The sequence below is a fragment of the Parageobacillus thermoglucosidasius genome, assembly GCF_001295365.1.
Taxonomy (GTDB): domain Bacteria; phylum Bacillota; class Bacilli; order Bacillales; family Anoxybacillaceae; genus Parageobacillus; species Parageobacillus thermoglucosidasius.
In genome coordinates this window covers 1053001-1073041 of sequence record NZ_CP012712.1, presented here as the reverse complement: position 1 = coordinate 1073041, position 20041 = coordinate 1053001, and the positions used below count along the sequence as shown (strand labels likewise).

Annotated in this window: 15 protein-coding genes, 1 pseudogene and 1 CRISPR repeat array (1 of these 17 cut by a window edge); of the genes and pseudogenes, 1 reads left to right on the top strand and 15 read right to left on the bottom strand. The window is 42.5% G+C overall.

Translation table 11 applies throughout. The features are described from left to right. Positions 1-10: 10 nt before the first annotated feature. From AOT13_RS05275 to AOT13_RS05260, 4 genes are all read right to left on the bottom strand, one after another. Complete coding sequence (locus AOT13_RS05275; protein ID WP_013877541.1) at positions 11-535, bottom strand: hypothetical protein; 525 nt, start codon at positions 533-535, stop codon at positions 11-13. Next, on the bottom strand, positions 532-1314 hold the full coding sequence (locus AOT13_RS05270) for a MurR/RpiR family transcriptional regulator (RefSeq protein ID WP_013877542.1): 783 nt from the start codon (positions 1312-1314) through the stop codon (positions 532-534). The genes AOT13_RS05275 and AOT13_RS05270 overlap by 4 nt, the downstream gene beginning before the upstream one ends. A 116-nt stretch (positions 1315-1430) precedes the next feature. Continuing rightward, entirely contained in the window at positions 1431-2759 is a 1329-nt protein-coding gene (locus AOT13_RS05265; protein WP_003253128.1) for a 6-phospho-alpha-glucosidase, read from the bottom strand. Positions 2760-2919: 160 nt separating this feature from the next. Further along, positions 2920-4521, bottom strand: coding sequence for an alpha-glucoside-specific PTS transporter subunit IIBC (locus tag AOT13_RS05260; protein WP_013877543.1), 1602 nt, complete (start codon positions 4519-4521; stop codon positions 2920-2922). 357 nt (positions 4522-4878) lie between these two features. Here AOT13_RS05260 and AOT13_RS05255 point away from each other — a divergent pair, with 357 nt between their 5' ends. Next, on the top strand, positions 4879-6156 hold the full coding sequence (locus AOT13_RS05255; protein WP_042383922.1) for an MFS transporter: 1278 nt from the start codon (positions 4879-4881) through the stop codon (positions 6154-6156). A 69-nt stretch (positions 6157-6225) separates the two neighbouring features. On the opposite strand, the pseudogene AOT13_RS05250 reads toward AOT13_RS05255, so the two are convergent. The 11 genes and pseudogenes from AOT13_RS05250 to AOT13_RS05195 all read right to left on the bottom strand — a co-directional run bounded on the left by AOT13_RS05250 (position 6226) and on the right by AOT13_RS05195 (position 17959). Further along, positions 6226-7330, bottom strand: a pseudogene (locus tag AOT13_RS05250) (site-2 protease family protein). A gap of 23 nt (positions 7331-7353) precedes the next feature. Further along, entirely contained in the window at positions 7354-8427 is a 1074-nt protein-coding gene (locus AOT13_RS05245) for an ABC transporter substrate-binding protein (protein ID WP_013401689.1), read from the bottom strand. Next, positions 8424-9230, bottom strand: a complete 807-nt coding sequence (locus AOT13_RS05240) for an ABC transporter permease (protein WP_003253137.1) — start codon at positions 9228-9230, stop codon at positions 8424-8426. The genes AOT13_RS05245 and AOT13_RS05240 overlap by 4 nt, the downstream gene beginning before the upstream one ends. 10 nt (positions 9231-9240) lie before the next feature. Next, complete coding sequence (locus AOT13_RS05235; protein ID WP_003253139.1) at positions 9241-10032, bottom strand: ABC transporter permease; 792 nt, start codon at positions 10030-10032, stop codon at positions 9241-9243. Next, entirely contained in the window at positions 10022-11095 is a 1074-nt protein-coding gene (locus AOT13_RS05230) for an ABC transporter ATP-binding protein (protein WP_003253141.1), read from the bottom strand. The genes AOT13_RS05235 and AOT13_RS05230 overlap by 11 nt, the downstream gene beginning before the upstream one ends. Positions 11096-11454: 359 nt before the next feature. Next, positions 11455-12228: a patatin-like phospholipase family protein gene (locus AOT13_RS05220; RefSeq protein WP_003253142.1), complete on the bottom strand. Its 774-nt coding sequence runs from the start codon at positions 12226-12228 to the stop codon at positions 11455-11457. A 49-nt stretch (positions 12229-12277) separates the two neighbouring features. Further along, positions 12278-13279, bottom strand: a complete 1002-nt coding sequence (locus AOT13_RS05215; RefSeq protein WP_232511568.1) for a hypothetical protein — start codon at positions 13277-13279, stop codon at positions 12278-12280. Positions 13280-13295: 16 nt separating this feature from the next. Next, complete coding sequence (locus tag AOT13_RS05210; protein WP_003253145.1) at positions 13296-13784, bottom strand: hypothetical protein; 489 nt, start codon at positions 13782-13784, stop codon at positions 13296-13298. A gap of 31 nt (positions 13785-13815) precedes the next feature. Then, complete coding sequence (locus tag AOT13_RS05205; RefSeq protein ID WP_237169054.1) at positions 13816-15756, bottom strand: efflux RND transporter permease subunit; 1941 nt, start codon at positions 15754-15756, stop codon at positions 13816-13818. A 423-nt stretch (positions 15757-16179) separates the two neighbouring features. Then, positions 16180-16857 carry a LexA family protein gene (locus AOT13_RS05200; RefSeq protein WP_013401694.1) on the bottom strand — a complete coding sequence of 226 codons (678 nt, stop codon included), beginning with the start codon at positions 16855-16857 and terminating at the stop codon, positions 16180-16182. A 202-nt stretch (positions 16858-17059) separates the two neighbouring features. After that, positions 17060-17959, bottom strand: a complete 900-nt coding sequence (locus AOT13_RS05195; protein WP_042383926.1) for an aldo/keto reductase — start codon at positions 17957-17959, stop codon at positions 17060-17062. 309 nt (positions 17960-18268) lie between these two features. Then, positions 18269-20041: a CRISPR direct-repeat array (repeat unit 30 nt; unit sequence GTTTCAATTCCTCATAGGTAAGATACAAAC); it runs 132 nt beyond the window's last position.

Below are 20041 nucleotides of genomic sequence, written 5' to 3'. Positions count from 1 at the left end.
AACCCACTTTCTATTCGTTGTTCAAATGTATTTTGATGAGCAAAAATAAACAAACAATAGAGAGAAAAAATACTAATGTACTTCCGAAAAGCCTCACATATGCCCCTTTATATTTGAGCTCTATCTTTTTTGCTTTTACTAACATTGGTTGCTCTTTTCTTTGTTGATGCAAACCAAATAAGAGAATGGCACTTGCAAAGAGATTGCCAATAAGCAATTGAGACACAGCTACCATCCATAATGTCATATAGGATAACTTCACATGTTTTTTGCTTTCTAAATCATTTACCGCTGCTTTTGTTAATACCGCAAAAAAAGGATTCAGCATCGCTATCACAAACATAATGGTGATGATTGGCTCGCGAATCACCGGCGTGAAAAATGTTTGCTGGGCATGAAGCGCCATTAAGTAGAGGTAAGAGACAAAAACCAATGGCACTGCATAAAAAAAGTAAATGGCCACTTTAAACAAAACATTGCTTTTCACCGTTATGGCCTGAGAGTTCCAAAACAAAAAATTTTTCGATCCTCTCATAATTGTTCACCATTTTTTGCATCATTTTGTAGTTGCTTGAGATAATCGACATAATGACTAAAAAGCATCTCACTTATAATAAAAAAAGAAGCAAATGTGTTAAGTTTAGTGCCGTCGCTTAATTCGTTGCTGGAGCTGTTCGCATATAGGTTATAAGGAGTCATTCTTGCCAAGCGGTTGTTTTTTAAGTTTGTTACTGAAATAAATGGGATTCCTTTCGCGACCAATGACTGTACTGCCGGAAAAATCGCCGGAGTATCTCCGGAAAAAGAAATAATAATGACTAAATCATCTGGCGTCATGTCTTTAATGACCATTTCCAGTTCCGTTTGTGCCTGAATGACATACAAATATTTTTGCACAGCCAGAAACATTCGTTGCAATTCAAAGGCACAATCTAATTGCGCAGTACCGGTTCCATAAATAAATATTCTTTGCGCGCGATGGATTAATTTGCACATTTCGGAGAAATCTTTTGTCTTGATATATTTTAATGTTTCGAGAATATCGTTGCTTAAAATTCCGGCTTGGCTTTTATCACTATTGTTGCCTTCTTGTTCTTGCCATTTCAGAAACACACGAAACTCACTATATCCACTAAACCCAAGTTTTTGGGCTAACCTTAAAATGGATGAACGCGAAACATTGCATTTTTCTGCTAAACTGTTGATTCCTAATTTGTGGCATTCGCTTTTATTGTTTAAAATATACTTAAGAATATGGAAATCAGTCTCATTAAGTTGATTATAATGTTTATTAATCAATTCCTCGATTTTCATTTTTAGCCCTCCTTCCTTTAAAAAGTTTACTAAATAACGATTTCTTTTTAAACGAAGGAAGGAGGAGAACGAAACAAAAAGTACGAATGTTGTACTTTTTGTTTCGTATCCTTAATTTAATGCAATTCTGGCCAATATCCTTTGTTTGCCTCGATTAAATCGTCTAATATTTGTTTTGCCACTTTCGCGCTTGGCACTGTTTTAGATAGCGTTATAGCTTGCCATAATTTTTGGTAAGATTTTGTGATCCATGCTTCTACCACTAGCTTTTCCACAGATACTTGTTGTTCCATTAACCCTTTTTGGAATTGCGGGATTTCCCCGATCGACAGCGGTTCAGGGCCGTTGCTGCCGACAATGCATGGAATTTCCACCATGGCGGTCGGGTCAAAATTAGAAATAGCTCCTTTATTTTCTACAATCAGCAGCATTCTTTCATGGGTGTTATAGGCAATGGCGCGCGCTAAATCAACAATGTATGAAGCATGTTCGTCAATATGAAGCGCGCTTCCTTCTGTGGATTGATTTTCAATGATTTTTTTACATTCCGTAAATACAAATTTTTCACGTCCATCCATTACTTCATTGGCTCTTGTATAATCCGGGTTAGAATGTGCTACTACTTCATCCGGGAAGAAATAGTATTTTAAATATGTGTTCGGCAATGTATCTGGATCTAACGCATACACATCTCTCGCTTTTAAGAATGTATCTTGCCAGCTAGCATCCACATGCTGGTTGTCTCCGCCATCATTGACAACATACCCGTACTTTGCAACATGCTCTTTTAATTTAGGCATTAAATCATTTCCTTCTTTGTCGCGGATATCTGTCCACCATCCAAAATGGTTCAATCCATAATATCTCACCGTCATTTCTTTGCGGGATTTCAGCCCTAAAATCCGCGCCATCCGTTCTTCAATCGCAACAGGCATATCACAAATGTTAAGTATTTTCGAATGAGGACGGAGACGGCGCGTCGCTTCAGCCACAATTGCCGCTGGATTGGAATAATTGAGCATCCATGCATCAGGGGAGTATTTTTCCATATAATCAATTAATTCCAATACTCCTCCGATGGAACGCATTCCATATGCAATTCCGCCTGGCCCGCACGTTTCTTGGCCTACCACGCCATATTTCAACGGAATTTTTTCATCCAATTCACGCATCGCGTATTTTCCCACCCGAATGTGGGCCATGACAAAGTCAACATCGGTAAACGCTTCTTCCGGATCAGTAGTAGCGAGAAACTCAATTTCTGGAGCTTTTTCTCTTAAAATCACTTCACATGCCCCGGCGATGGTATCTTGCCGTTCTTTATCAATATCGTACAACTTTAACTTGCGAAGCGGAAATTTGTCTAAATTATCCAATAACATCAACACAATTCCCGGAGTAAATGTGCTTCCCCCGCCTGCAATCAAAATGGAAAACTTTTTCATTGTTCTTCCCCCTTTTTATCATACGTGAGCGCTTTCACTACTGTTATAGCAAATCGAAAATATGGGAACAATGGATTCCAGCCATTCTGGGCCTAATCACACGTTTCGTTCTTTTTCACATTAAATAAGAATTTTCCCAACTTCTTATTCATCATGATCGTTACGACCCTGTCTTAACCCCTTTTTCTTCTAAAGCTTTCTCGAACTGCTCTCGCACTTGCGGAACGGATAAACCAACGATCACTTGAATAGCTTTGCCATTACGAACAACACCATGGGCTCCCGCAGATTTGAACACACTATCCGGCGCGACTGTTGATTCATCATGGACACTAACGCGAAGGCGTGTGGCGCAATTGGTAACCGACACGATATTTTCTGGTCCGCCGAGCGCGTCTAAAAATTGCAGTGCCTGAACCGTATAGCTGTTGTCACTGTCATTTTGGCCAGCTTGTTTTTTTGCTTTATAATCTGCTTTCGTATATAATTTCGTCTCTGCTGAATCATCCGCTTCGCGTCCCGGCGTCGCCACATTAAATTTAAGAATCAAATATCGGAAAACAAAGAAGTAAATAATCATAAACGCGAAACCGATTATCCATTGGATGAGATAAGTCATGCTGTGATATTTAAATAATGGAATCCAGTTTGCCGTAGCGATTTCTAGCAGACCCCCGCCCATATTTCCTACAACACCAAACGCATACATTACTGCTGCCATCGTTGCTGCCAAAACAGCATGAACAGCAAATAACCAAGGTGCCACAAACAGGAAAGTAAACTCAATCGGTTCTGAAATTCCGGCAATCACAGCAGTTAAAGCGGCAGAGATTAATAATCCTGAAACTTGCTTTCTTTTTTCTGGTTTTGCAGTCACATACATCGCTAATGCAATGCCTGGAATACCAAAGATTTTAGACATCCCGTGCAATGCAAACCCGCCTTCTGGAAACATTTCTTTTAAAGAATGGGCAGATGTTGCGTATTCTGATAAATGCTCCATCCAATACTTCGCGATTCCCCCTTCGACAACCGCAGGTCCAAAGACAAACGGGCCGTAGATGAAGTGATGCAAGCCTGTTGGAATAAGGATGCGCTCTAAAAATGTATATAACCAAACCCCAAACACTCCTGAACTTGCTAAAAATCCTTGTAAAGATGCGATGCCATGTTGTACGATCGGCCAAACATATGCTGTTATTAGAGCAACTGGAAGCATCACAAGAAATGCAATAATCACCACAAATGATGAACCTTGAAAAATGCCAAGAAAATCAGGAAGTTTCGTATCGAAATACCGGTTATGAAGCATTACGACAATAGAAGATATAACAATCGCTCCAATAATGCTCGTATCTAACGTTTTGATTCCCGCTATCATTGTCAAACCGCTGACTCCGCCAACTTCTTGGCTGAAATCTACGCCAAATTTATCTCCCCAAAGAGTCAATATCGCGTTAATAAAATAGTTGAATGTTAAATAAGTAACAATCGCTTCCATACAAGCTCTCGCATGAGCCTTTTTTGCCAGCCCGATCGGAATGCCTATAACAAACAATAACGGCATTTGCCGGAAGACCGTCCATCCCCCCTCTTCTACTACCGTCCAAAACTTGTACCACATTCCGTCTGGATCCGCAATGGAGCCCATGATATCAGGGTTTTTAAATAAGATCGTCAAGCCAACAACTATGCCAGCAAATGGAAAAAGCAATACTGGCACAAACATCGCTGCGCCAAACCGCTGAATCTTTTGCATCATGTTCACTCACTCCCTTTCTTAAATTTTCGCTGGATCTCATTTTGGTAGCGCTTTCTTTTTCTTTATAACATGATCGTTTTTGGCAAACAATAAAGCGAAAGCAAGCTGTTCGTTTTCACTTTTCTTGTTCTTTTTCCCAAAATTCAGGAAAGTTCCCAAAATGAGCGGCTATAGAGATTCCCCATATGCTCACTGCCATTAAAAAAAACAAAAAGAGGGTATCCCAAAGGCGTATTCTTTTCAGACACCCTCTTTTTGTGTTATTTGCTTTATGTTTTTGTTTACAATCTCTGCATTGATCTCATAATATTATTTTAATCATTTTCTATATGATCGTCATTTATAGGGGGCTTGAAAATGAACAGCGGTCATTCTTCCTCAACATTGACATCACATCATATTTATTGGATTGTGGCTGGAGTCACTTTCTTGACGTTATTAGTTTCAGCAGGCGTGCGTTCCACTCCCGGTGTTCTCATCGTTCCTTTTGAGCTATCGTTTGGATGGACCCGCGCGGAAGTTACGTTTCCTTTGGCCATTAATATCGCATTATATGGTCTTTGCGGGCCATTTGCGGCAGCGTTTATGGAACGGTACGGGGTAAAACGAATGATGCTCATCGCTCTGTCATTGCTTGTGGCAGGCACGGGACTCTCAGTATGGATGAAAACGACATGGCAGATGACATTGTTATGGGGATTTTTAGTGGGGACCGGGGCCGGGTTCACTTCCTCTGTTTTAGGAGCGGTAATAGCAAACCGCTGGTTTAAAGAGAAACGCGGATTGGTTGTTGGCGTGTTTTCCGCCAGCGGAGCAGCGGGACAACTTGTTTTTTTGCCTTTATTCGCAAAAATGATCTCCTCTTATGGCTGGCAAACGGTTGTCTTGGCCACCTCCTTATCCGCATTGCTTACAATGTTATGTGTAGGATGGTTTATGCGCGATAAGCCCAGCGATGTCGGCCTGCTTCCATATGGTGCAACAGAGCCGGTTGAAACGGCATCTGCTCCCTATGCGAATCCTTTTCTTTCTGCACTAAATGGATTGAAAATGGGAGCTCGCTCCAAAGATTTTTGGCTGCTTGCCGGAAGTTTCTTTGTTTGTGGTTTATCCACGAATGGGCTGATTGGAACCCACCTCATACCCGCTTGTATGGAGCATGGAATTCCAGAAGTAACCGCAGCCAGCATGCTGGCTGTTATGGGGATTTTCGATATTTTAGGAACAACACTGTCAGGCTGGCTTTCCGATCGCTGGAATAATCGCTGGTTATTGTTTTGGTATTATGGATTGCGCGGAATTTCCCTTGTTTTTCTCCCATACGCTCTGGACTCTACGTTTTTAGGCTTATCGGTGTTTGTTGTCTTCTATGGGCTTGATTGGGTTGCAACAGTGCCTCCTACTGTCCGTCTGTGCAGTGATGTATTTGGAAAACAAAGCGGAGTGGTATTTGGCTGGGTATGGGCTTTTCACCAACTTGGCGCCGCGGCTGCTGCCTTTGGCGGCGGTATCTTACACACATGGTTCGGAACCTATACATTTATATTTATTGTCGCGGGTATCCTTTGTGTAACAGCAGCCGGGTTTGTCCTGCAAATATATAGAGAGAAAAAGGCAGCCGCCCACTCCGTATAATGTTAAGCAACAATGAGGGTGGCCCAAAAAGGACTAAACATTCCTGCTGAAGGGCCACCCTTGATTGCATTACGAAATAAGTGGCTGATTGGCATCCATAATCTGTTGCCCGTACGCTGTGAACACGGCAAGAACAACCGCCAGCGCAAGATATAAACATAACCACGCCCATTTTGTTTTTGCCTCCGCACGATAATACACTGTTTGCTTCTGTATTGCTTGTTCGTTTTCTTCAATTTCTTTTTGGAGCACACGGATAAAGTCAGGAACGGTTTGTTCCTGCAATGCCCCCCATCGAGTTGCCTCCAATAACTGATGATGCTTTTCCACATACCGCTCCAAGCGATAATTTTGCAGTTTTTGTTCATCTTGAAAAACGGGGATGTGCCATGTTTTTCTCCGCTGCAGCTCCGCCTCCGCGCGTTCCAGCTCATCCTCCCAACGCCAATACATTTCTTGCTGCTCTTCTTCCGATAAAAGCATGTACCGTTGAATTTCCCGCAGTAACGACTCATTGACTTCTTTGTGAATTTGCGCCTTTTTCCAGCGGAACTCCCGGCGCAAAAGCTCCCAGCATTTCACCGCGCCTAATAAAATAATGAGCGGGGCGATCGGCCCCGGTTTCCAAAGAAAATAAGCGGTCATTCCCATCAGGCCAACAAACCATAGTTTTGGCGAAATCACTCCGGCAATCCGCCCGCCGTCTAACGGATGCAGAGGCATAAGATTGAATAAATTAATCAGCGCTCCAAGCGCAATGACCAGCCCCCAAAACGGGTCTCCTGTCATCCAGAACAGCGGCAAAGCCGGAAGAAACCCCAACGTCCCCCACAACGGGCCTGCATACGCCAAATATGCCTCATCTTTCGCCGATTTAGGCTTTTCCTTTAGCGCAATAAGCGCTCCGACAAACGGAATGAAAATCGCCTTCGATGTTGGAATGCCTAACCTTTTCGCCGCAAACAAATGGCCCATTTCATGCACATAAAAAGTACACGAGCGCCACCGCAAACTTCCATCCATATACCATAGCATACGCGCCGATCGAAATAAATAAGGAAATGAGAGAACTGAATTTTAAAAACTTAAAAACCGCCAGCACCCACTTCAGTTTTCCTGATAGGAACAAAACAACAGACAAAAACGCAATCCATGCCTTTTTTAACCGCTTCAATTCGCTCAGTCTCCCTTTCCCGCTTATTTCCGATGCATTTTAAACTGCAAAAACAGCTCGTTGTAATAAGCAAGCATCCGTTTTCCTAAATTTTCGTACACTTCTAAATTGCCGACTGACTCAAAATCTGGATAAAACCGTTTGTCTTCGGTGACTTCTTTCGGCAAATAGTCCAGCGCCTTCTCATTCGGCGTCGAATAGCCGACATACTCCGCGTTTTGTGCGGCGTTTTTCGGATCAAGCATAAAGTTAATAAATTGATGCGCCCCTTCAATATTTTTCGCTGTTTTTGGAATAACCATATTATCGAACCATAAATTGGAGCCTTCTTTTGGCACCACATAATCGAGCTTGTCATTTTCCGCGATGATCTCCGCCGCGTCTCCTGACCAAACAACTCCGATTGCCGCTTCTTCATTCACTAAAAGCATTTTAATCTCATCGCCGACAATCGCTTTGACGTTTGGCGTAAGACGATCGAGTTTTTCTTTCGCTTCTTGCAAGTGCTTCTTATTCGTGTCATTTAACGAATAATGCAAGCTATTGAGCCCCATGCCAATCACTTCGCGCGCGCCGTCAACTAACAAAATTTGATTGCGCAAATCTTTATCCCATAAATCGTTCCAGCTCGTTATTTTTTTGCCGCCAATCATTTCCGGATTATAGACGATGCCGACCGTTCCCCAAAAATACGGGACAGAATACTTGTTGCCCGGGTCAAACGATAAATTTAAAAAGCGCGGGTTGATATATTTTAAATTCGGCAATTTCGAATGGTCGAGCGGAATAAGCAGCCCCTCTTCTTTCATTTTACTGATCGCATATTCGGACGGGACGGCAACATCAAACGTCGTGCCGCCTTGGGCGATTTTCGCCATCATCGCTTCATTGGAGTCAAACGTTTGGTAGATGACTTTGATGCCTGTCTGCTTTTCGAACTTTTTAATCAACGCAGGATCGATGTAATCGCCCCAATTATACACAGTCAATGTATTTTTCCCGGAATATCCTTCCGTTTTATTCAGCAGGGCAGACACGTAAAGCAGTACAAACGAGGCGAAAAAAACGGCCGCAAACAAGGATATCAGCTTTCTCATTTCCGTCGCCCCCTCATCCCGTATAAGGTACTGCTTTTCTGGCTAATAAAGTAGTAGCCGATCACCAGCACAACCGTAAACAAAAACAATAATGTCGATAATGCGTTAATCGACAAGGATATTCCTTGGCGCGCCCGTGAATAAATTTCCACCGATAGTGTCGAAAAACCGTTGCCCGTCACAAAAAACGTCACCGCGAAGTCATCAAGCGAATACGTCAGCGCCATGAAAAAGCCAGCAAAAATACCAGGAGTGATAAACGGCAATATTACTTTCGTCAGCACATCCCATTGATTCGCCCCTAAATCACGCGCCGCGTCAATTAGCGTCGGGCTCATTTCCTGCAATTTTGGAAGCACCATTAACACGACGATCGGCACGCTAAACGCGATATGGGACAGCAGCACCGACGTAAAACCGAGCTGTATGCCGATAATCGTAAACAAAATCAAAAATGAGGCGCCGATAATGACATCCGGGCTGACGATTAATACGTTATTCAACGTTAAAAGCAACTGTTTCATATGCCGTTTTTTCACATAATAAATCGCTAACGCTCCGATTACTCCAAGAATCGTAGAAATCGCCGCAGACAAAAGAGCAATCGTCAGTGTATTCAGCACAATAATCCATAAACGGGTATCATGGAGGACTTCCTGATACCACTTCAGCGTAAAATGCTGAAAATCGTGCATCATGCCGCCGCTATTAAACGAATAGTAAATTAAATAAATAATCGGGGTGTACAAAATGAGAAACACAAACACTAAATACACGGTCGCCCATTTTTTATTGCTTCGCATCGCCGAACCCTCACTTCCGATTTCCTGTCATAATGACGACAATGGCCATCGCGATAATTAAAAACACGGCAATCGTCGAACCCATGCCCCAGTTTTGGGTGACAAGAAAATGCTCTTCAATCGCCGTACCGAGTGTTATCACGCGGTTTCCCGCAACTAAACGCGTAATCATAAAGAGCGATAACGCCGGAATAAACACGGCTTGACATCCTGCTTTCACCCCGTCCAACGTCAGCGGAAAAACGACGCGACGAAACGTTGTCCAAGCCGAAGCCCCAAGATCCCGCGCGGCATCGATCAACGTTGGGTTCAACTCCTCAAGCGAGTTAAAAATCGGGAGGATCATAAACGGGATAAAAATGTATACCGACACGAACACAAAACTAAAATCAGTAAACAAAATTTGTTTCGTGCCGATTCCGATCGTTTCTAAAATTGCGTTTGCCAATCCATATGTGCCAAAAATGCCGAGAAACGCATACACTTTTAAAAGCAAATTCACCCATGTCGGCAAAATCATCAGCAAAAGCCAAAGCTGTTTATGCTTTGTTTTTGTCAAAAAATACGCGGTTGGATACGCGACAAGCAATGAAAAAAACGTAATTAAAAATGCGTACCAAACGGAACTAGCCGCCATCTTTAAATAAATCGGCGTAAAAAATGTTTTATAATTGGCAAACGTCCAATTTCCGTCAATGTCAAAAAACGAATAATACAAAATTAATAAAATCGGCGCGACGACAAATAACCCGATCCATATGATATATGGAAGTAAGTAAACGTTGCGTACACTATTTTTCATCGGATCCCTCACCATCATCTTCGCTGATGTGCATGACATGAATATCCTCTGGATCAAAATAAAGCCCGATTTCTTCCCCTACTTCCGCTTTTTTTGTCGAATGGACGAGCCATTCATTTCCATCTTCGTCATAGCAGCATAGCTCGTAATGTACGCCGCGGAACAGCTGCGAATCAACGCGCACTTGGAGTTTTCCTTGATCTTTTGTCGTAATTTCCAAATCTTCCGGGCGGATGACAACATCGACCGGCTCGTTCGGGCGAAAGCCTTTGTCCACGCACGTAAACCGCTTTCCTGCGAATTCGACAAGGTAATCTTCGATCATCGTCCCCCGCAAGATGTTCGATTCACCAATAAAATCAGCAACAAACCGATTAACCGGCTCATCGTAAATGTCTTTTGGCGTGCCGCTTTGCTGGATTTTTCCTTTATTCAGCACGAAAATTTGGTCCGACATCGCCAGCGCCTCTTCTTGGTCATGGGTGACAAAAATAAACGTAATCCCTAACCGGCGCTGCAATTCACGGAGCTCATATTGCATTTCGGTACGCAACTTTAAATCAAGCGCCGACAGCGGCTCATCGAGCAAAAGCACTTCTGGCTCGTTGACGATCGCGCGCGCAATCGCCACCCGCTGCCGCTGGCCTCCGGACATTTCTTGAATGCTGCGATTCTCATACCCTTCCAAATTCACAAACCGGAGCGCCTGTTGGACTTTTTCCTCAATTTCCGAACGCTTTTTCTTTTTTATCCGCAGCCCAAACGCCACGTTTTCAAACACGTTCAAATGCGGAAACAAGGCGTAATCTTGAAACACCGTATTTACTTGCCGCTTATTGGCGGGAACGTGATTCACCGGCTTCCCGTGAAAATAAATCGTTCCTTTCGTCGGCTCTGCAAACCCCGCAATTAAGCGAAGAATCGTCGTCTTTCCGCATCCCGATGGCCCAAGCAGTGTGTAAAACTTCCCGCGCTCAATCTCAAAACTGACATCATCAAGCACGACTAACCCATCGTATTCCTTCGTCACCCGCTCAAAGCGGATGATTGCCTCTTTCTCCATCCGTCGTTCCCCACTCCTTGCTTCGAATATGTCCTCTGCCAGTGAAATCAATCTCTTCCTAATTCCCATCAATCACTATTAGAACATGCACACAATAAAAGTGCAATAAAAAAACTCGTTTCTCCACTAGCATTATGCTAGAGAGAAACGAGAATGCGCCTACAGGCCAGAACGCGACCGTTCCAAGAAAAACGCCGCAATTGCCCGCAGGCGCAATACCTTGTTTAAGCCAATGTTTCTTTCGCACTTCGTTGCATCCATTCATTCATCATGGCCTTTGTCATTTCCAGAGACAGCTTCCCTTTTGCCTGCTCCTGCTGAGGCGAAACGCCAAACCTTATGACTGCCTTCGTTTCTATTCATTTTATGAAGGATAACACTTCCTGAATTTTTTGTTGAGCCTCTCGTTCCCCTGCTTCAATGCACTCTTGGATTCTCGTTGTGTCAAATGCTAAAATGTGCCCGACTTCCGGCCGGAAAACCACATCCGCATATCGGAGATTGGCGCGGCGCTGCCTCGTCATCATAATCGTGAACGAACGATAGACGACGTCAAAAATATTGCGCGGTTCCTCTTCTTCATGTTCTCTTTCGACATCAACAGCCATAACGACATCCATTCCTGCCTCACGAAGCAAATCAGCCGGAAGGTTATTCAAAATTCCCCCATCCACCAGCACTTTATCTTGATAATGAACAGGCGAAAAAATGCCGGGAACGGATGTAGTGGCCCGAATGGCTAAACTAAGACTTCCTTTTTCAAAGACAAAAACTTCTCCTTTAATCAAATCAACCGATACCGCCCGAAAAGGAATGTTAAGATCCTCAATGCGAATATTGCCAAGCCCCTTTTGCTCTAAAAATTGAATAAGCATCGCGTATATTTTATTTCCGGCAAAAATACCGCGTTTTAAAATTCCAATGTCCACAAACCGGTAAGATGGGGTGGTCAGGATAAATTCTTCCATTTCCTCGATGTCAATACCGGCGGCAACTAACCCTCCAATTGCACCGCCCATACTGGTGCCTGCAATAAAATCAATCGGTATTTGATGTTTTTTTAGCACTTTTAATACTCCAATGTGGGCTAATCCGCGTACCGCTCCACCCCCTAAAGCTAAGCCTACTTTCATGACTATTCTGTCCTTCCTCTACAAGGTTGCATTGGAACATTTCCAGTTCTTAAAATAAGTCACTCAGCCATTTTTTTACTTTTGCAAAGAAAGAAATGCTCTCTTCCTCGCTGCCCGTGTCTGGCTTTTGTTCGGCTGAACCTTTCGCCTTCACCGGCTCGATCGGATCTGTTTTTAAAATAAAACGAACTTCCCCTTTCGCGCCTTTTGGTTTGCCAAGAAATGTATCGTATTGTTCCGCCGCTGTTTTTGATTGATGTAAAATAGCTTCCCCTTCATACAGTTTATTTAATCCGGTAATCAGTCCATTTTTTATTTCCGCCGTTCCGCCGGATAACTTTTCTATACCAGTTTTCAGTTGCAACGAACCTTTTTCCAGCTGGCCCGCCGCAACCGCTAACTTGTCAGCTCCGGCTTTGGAGCCTTTTAAACCTTCCTCCATCTTATCGAGGCCTGGAAATGGTTTTCCCTGCAAATTTCCCCCTTCGGCTAACATCTTCAGCATTTGTTGCTGGCCTTTTAGTCCCTGCACGAGAGCCTGCAAATTCGCATCCTGCGGTTTCTCAGCAGCCAGATTTTGAGCCAGCGCCAGAAGCTGCCGGTTTGTTTCCAGCGACTGTTTCACAAGTCCCTCATGGGCTTGATTCACTTGGTTCAACTGCCCAAGTCCTTCAGAAAGTTGGTTTAAACCGTTTTTTACTTGACGATTGCCAGAGGCAAGTTGATTTGCGCCATCTCCTATTTGATCCAGTGCAGAAGAGATTTGCTGAATGCCATCTGTTAGTTTTTCCAATTGTTCTTTAACCGGTACTTCTGATACTGGAGGAAGCTTCGGAATCAAAGTAATCGTGATCGGTTCAAGCTCAATGTCTGTTCCTTTCATTTCAAGGGTGATGGTCTCTTCCGGATTGGGCACAATCATCCAAGTCGCGCTCATCGTTTTCCCCGACATGACCGTCATTGCGTCACCGAGTTTCATATCCGTGAAATGTTCAGTTGGAATGTTGAGCGAAACAAGCGATAAAATCGGGGTGTACAGCTCTTTTTCCACTGAATGACGGACACCCTTATAGCCGGAATAGGAAATGTTTTTCTTTTGTTTCAGCTGGTTCTTCAACGTTATCTCGATTTTTACTGTGCCATTTTTCCCGGCCAATGAGGGAGCATCCACTTTTTTCCCCATTCAGATAATAGTTGATCGAGACATCCACCGGAAGAGGCTGGCTCGTTTCGCCGGAATAATAAATCGACCGTTCTCCTTTCACTTCCGCATCCCAAATGATTTGTCCGTTTTGCACCACTGGTTTTTCCAATCCGCTTATATTGCGAATATGCTGTAATGGTCCGTAATCTGTCACGGTGACATTTCCATTTCCTTTAAAATACAGCCAATCCACAACGATCGATTTTTTCACAGTCCCATCGGAATTAAGAAGGGTATAAACCGTTTCTCGATCAACGACTTGATCGGGAGCCGCTGCATAAGTACCGGTTGCCGATGATAATAAAAGGGTGGCAGCAGTCAAAACGGGGATTGTGGCTTTTACCGCATTCATGGTGCTTCTCCTCTCCTTTTATTGTTTGTTATTAGTTTAAAGATAATTCTGAAAGTGTCTCATCTTCTTTCATGGATTTAGCTTTAGGCCAGCCAAATGTCGTTTTGGATATGAAACTTTCTAATGTGAGCAACACTGCCGGAAGCAGGAATAAGATGACGGCAAGAGAAATAATCGCTCCTCGCGCAATCATAAAGGTTAAATCTCTGAGCAACGTGATGTCGGAAAACAGCCAAATCCCGATGACAGCGGCAAACAAGGCAAGCGCACTGCTCAAGATCGCTTCTCCACTTGCTGTGATGGCTCGATACATCGCTTCCTCTTTCGGATAATTCATCAACTCTTCCTTATAGCGTGTGACAAGCAAAATCGCATAGTTGATCGTGCTGCCGAGCTGGATAGCACCAATGGCGAATGTACCGATAAATGGCATGGAACGGCCAAGATAGAAATCGAGCCCTTGGTTGAACAAAATCGCCAATTCAATTCCACCAACTAATACAACCGGCAGCGCCACGGATCGGAAGGCAAGCGCAATAATCAAAAATACGGCGACAACCGAAATCACATCTACTTTTTTCATGTCGTCCCGTACCGTGGTAGTCAGATCGTTTTGCAAAACAGCTTGACCAGTCAGGTACATATGCCCTTCATATGGCTCGGTTAATTTGTTGATTTGTTGAATGGCCCGTGTCGTGCGTTCATCATACGATCCGTATTCCATCTGTACCAACATGTAATTGTATTGATCCTTGATAAACATGTTTTTTAAGTTTTCGGGAACAAATTCTGAAGGAATCGCAGGATCTGCAAAGGTGTCATACCCAATTACTTTCTTGATTCCATCTATTTCTCCAATCTGCTGCTTGATTTTAAGACGTTCCTGATCAGAAATCTTGCTATCCATGACTAAAAAAGCAGAATCAGTCGATGTAAATTCTTTTTTGATTTCGTCAAGATTTTGGATCGAAGGCAGCGTCTTCGGCATAAGTTGCTCCAAATCATACACGATATGCACATTCTTAAAACCGAGGAAAGCAGGGATAAACAAAAGCAGGAACACTACAAAAACAAGTTTGTGGCGATTGGTCACAAATTTGGCTAACAGATGAAAATTAGGGATCATCACGCGGTGCTGATATTCGCGAATCCACTTGTCAAACACCAGAATGAACGACGGCAACAATGTCAAAATCATCAACACACTAAGAAGGATCCCTCGCGCCATCGTCATCCCTAAGTCTTCCCCAAGTCCAAGCGACATGGTGACCATCGCGAGAAAACCGGCTACTGCCGTTGCCGAGCTGGTTAAAATGGCCATCGCTGTGTGCTTGATGGCCGCGATCATGGCCTCATTCTTTTCTTTCGTCTTTCGTTCTTCTTCATAACGATGCACTAAGAAAATAGAAAAATCCATCGTAACTCCGAGCTGCAAAGCTCCCGCAATCGCAGCGGTAACATACGACATTGAACCATTTAAATAGTAAGCCAATCCCAAGTTGTAAATAATAGAAACCCCAATTGAGAACAGGATAAGGAACGGAATGAAAAGCGATGGGAGCGTTAATCCCAAAAGCAACAGAATAAACCCAATTGCGGACACTGCATAGACAAACTTCTCACTTTCAAGCAACTGACGCAGCTCCGACAACATTGGAGGAGTTCCAGCAAAATAAGTATTCGGCCCAAGAATGTTTTTGATTTCTTGTACAGCATAATGAGTTTTTTCTGATGCCGCTTCCTCTTCAAATTGAATTTGCATGATAGTGCTGTTTCCAGAATAAAACTGATCCACCAATTCCTCTGGAAGAAACTCGCGAGGCACTGCAAGATCAGCAATGTCGGTGATCCAATTGACTGTTTCAACACCATCCACTTGCTCCAGTTTTCGTTTTAAATTTTCTACTTCAACATCTGTTTGATTTTTTACCATCAGGATGCCTGTTCCACCGAACCCAAACACTTTGTTCATAATATTTTGCCCTTGCACCGAAGGAAGCTTTTCCGGCAAGTAAGCAAAAATATCATAATTGATTTGCGTTTTGACTATTCCGGACAATGCAGGAATCACAAGTATCAATGATAAAACAATGATAGCAATTCTGCTTTTCACCACAAATCTCCCAAATAATTCAAGCACATCAATCACCTGCCAAAGCAATTTATGGACCGCTACCTAAGGGGCGTATTAATTTTGATGAAAATATTTTGGAATGCTTCAAGGATTTTCTTTATGAATCCAAGAAAATCGTTCATCATGTTACCACCACCTCCTCTTTTTGTTTATGCGGATACGTTCTTCTCTTTCTTAATCTATTTCAAAAAAACACAAATAACACAAAAAACCCAAAAACTCAAGCAAATAAATGGTCAAGGTTTAAACCGTTGACCACAATCATGCTAATGCTTCATGGAGAAAATCGGAAAGCATTTCCTTTTCAAAATGGGAAAGGTCGGCAATCGATTTCAAATACCGTCCAACCAATTCTGTTACTTCTACACCAATTTCATGATTCATCGTTTGAATAATGCTTCCAAGGACGGTTCCAACAAACATGGTCATCCGCATTTCATTAGTTGGTGCGTTTTGAACAAGATTTTTAATCAACACCTCGGTTTTCCCGCCCAGCTTGCGAAGATAAACAAGAAAAAGCCCGATGATGTATGCACAGAAGGCAACGCGAATCTGCGCTTTCGGAATTTCCTCTAAAACTTTTCGGACGGCGGCGCTGAGACTGCAATTCTTTAAACTGTTTAGAAACTCAAGTATTTTCTCTTTTGTTTTATGCCACTCTTCCAGATTGATTGCTTCAGAACGTTCTTGTTCAAACAAGCTCGTAGCTTTTGCTGTTGGCAGAAAAACGATTTGGGAACGTCCTGTCTCGCCAGGATTCAGAGTGTAATCACGGGTGAGATAGCCAAGTTTTTCAAGTTCTTTCAGCATGTCATATGCCGTCCATTTGCTGACACCTAGTGCTTTCGCTAATGTTTCATAATGGACAGGCACGTTTGTCTTTTGGTATAAATCAATCAGCTTCTGAAGAAATTGCTTCCGACGTTCAGTTAACAACATTCATTCTCACCACCCAAAAAACCAAAAAATAAACACTACGTTATCAACTATAAGGCCAATGAAAACTTTTGTCAACTTGAAAATGCCGCATGACACATTTGAATCAGCGGCACATCTTTCCAACCCTATAAAGAAATTTTTGGTTCATCCAAGACCATCCAGCATATTACATTCATGAACCGACTTTTTCTTCGGAAAAATGTTAAATGATATCCAAAGGCACTTTTTTACGAGGTTTTGGAAATGCTTCATCAAGCCGTTTCAGGTCTTCTTGGGTCAATTCAATCGCAGCAGCTTCAGCATTCTCCAGAACATGTTGTTCTTGCCCAGCTTTTGGAATGGCAATGACATCATTCGTGCGTATCGTCCAAGCAAGTGCGATTTGCAGCGGTTTTACATTATATTTTTTGGCAATCTCATTAACAATTGGATCCGTCAACAACTGTTTTCTTAACGCACCTCCTTGGGCAAGGGGGCTATACGCCATAATCGGTACATGATGTTCCCGATGCCAAGGCAGCAGATCAAAATCAATTCCTCTCGAACCAAGATGGTATAACACTTGGTTTGTCGCACAGTTTGATCCATTGGTAGTGTTCCATAACTCTTTCATATCGTCTGTGTCAAAATTGGAGACTCCCCATCGCAAAATTTTCCCTTCTTTTCGCAACTTCTCCATGCCTTCGATCGTTTCTTCTAAAGGAATACGGCCTCGCCAATGTAAAAGATATAAATCTAAATAATCCGTTCCCAGCCGTTTTAAGCTGTTTTCACACGCGGTGGAAATTTTATCTAATCCTGCATTATGCGGATATACTTTAGAGACTAAAAACACATCATCCCTGCGCCCTTTGATGGCTTCGCCGACTAAGCGTTCAGAAGCGCCATTTCCGTACATCTCAGCTGTGTCAATAACTTTCATGCCCAATTCTATTCCAAGTTGTAAGGCTTTTATTTCCTTCGCTTTCTCTTGGGGCTTTTCTCCCATGTGCCATGTTCCTTGACCTATGCATGGAACAGTAGTGCCATCGGGCAGCGTCACTACTCGTTTTTCAATACGGCTTCTTATTTCCATAATTTTTTTACTGTCCAATACTCCCATCCACACTCTACCCTTTCCGTTATATTACTTCCAATTCAGCAAACTTCCGCATTTTAAACATCAACCGTCTTTTCTGCTTTAAGAATACGGAACATGCTTTCAAAACTTCTTTCCATGTTTGTTTTATTGTTATTGTTTCCCTTTTTCACCTTTATAACAAATGTGGCGGTGAATTACAACAAAAAAGCCCTTCACAGCGGCAAGCGCCAAGAAGGGGACAATCTTCGTAGCTAAGATAAAAACAGGCAAAATCGGTCCATAAGATATAAAACAGGCACGCGACACGAAAGCTGTCAAATCGCAGACCACGTTTCAATTCCTCATAGGTAAGATACAAACTACTCGGACGAGTGGGGTTTTTTATGATTCGCACAAATTTCAATTCCTCATAGGTAAGATACAAACGAATCCAATGGTACGAGCATATGGATACGGGGCGGCTGAATTTCAATTCCTCATAGGTAAGATACAAACTAAACAAAGAAGGGGGAATACTCATGAATGAAAAAGATTTCAATTCCTCATAGGTAAGATACAAACAGCGGACAAACGGGAAGTGAAAAGCATGCTCAAAGATAGTTTCAATTCCTCATAGGTAAGATACAAACCCGTCCATACGTTTCGGTATAGGGTTTTATGAGGAAGGAGTTTCAATTCCTCATAGGTAAGATACAAACTCTGCGATAGTTGAAACAGCACTTCCACCGTTATCGGTGTTTCAATTCCTCATAGGTAAGATACAAACCAGGACGCGTCGGAATCGGAATCACTTCCGCATTGTTGTTTCAATTCCTCATAGGTAAGATACAAACTCTAATCTTGATCTACCCATACTTTCATATTACCAGTTTCAATTCCTCATAGGTAAGATATAAACTCACGCGGCAAAAACGATTCGAACGAATATTCCTTGTTTCAATTCCTCATAGGTAAGATACAAACTTTAAACTCTCATCAAAGGAGATGTTTCCTGCGGGAGTTTCAATTCCTCATAGGTAAGATACAAACGTGCCATCGGCAAAGTGTCGGAAAGCTATCGTTCGGAGTTTCAATTCCTCATAGGTAAGATACAAACAATCGCCTCCAATATTAAAATGCTTTATATACTTTTCAGTTTCAATTCCTCATAGGTAAGATACAAACATCGAAGTTCAGATAAGGTAATAAGTGATCTAGGTGCGTGTTTCAATTCCTCATAGGTAAGATACAAACGGCGATAGCTACCTGTTCTATCCTCTACGCTAGTTCTGAGTTTCAATTCCTCATAGGTAAGATACAAACCTGGAAAGCAAACAGAATTACTTGAAACTGTTGACTGTTTCAATTCCTCATAGGTAAGATACAAACCTTTCCCTACTTATGTTGAACAACGCATACCTACAGGTTTCAATTCCTCATAGGTAAGATACAAACTGGACGAACATGTTGGTCAGCATGTTCTCCAATCCTGTTTCAATTCCTCATAGGTAAGATACAAACTGATTGTCGATGAGGCTTATTTCTCGCTTGATAGCCGGTTTCAATTCCTCATAGGTAAGATACAAACGAGATCGATGACTATTTTATGGACTGGTTCGAGATTAGGTTTCAATTCCTCATAGGTAAGATACAAACTCTAATACTCTCTCAAAATCCTTATCCGAAAAAACAGTTTCAATTCCTCATAGGTAAGATACAAACTATCTGGAACGTCTATACAATGTCATGACATCGTGGGTTTCAATTCCTCATAGGTAAGATACAAACGGGGGATACACAAGAAAAACAGCAGGAAACAACTGAGTTTCAATTCCTCATAGGTAAGATACAAACATTTTACAGTTAACATTAGAAAAACCTCAAGAAAACAGTTTCAATTCCTCATAGGTAAGATACAAACTTTCGTATCTTTTCATCAGTAGGTTTTTCAACCAAGTGTTTCAATTCCTCATAGGTAAGATACAAACGTGCGCATCTCTTCTAGTGCTTCACCAAGCGGAAAATGGTTTCAATTCCTCATAGGTAAGATACAAACGAGACAGCAACGACGATACATTAGAGTTCATCGTTGCGTTTCAATTCCTCATAGGTAAGATACAAACG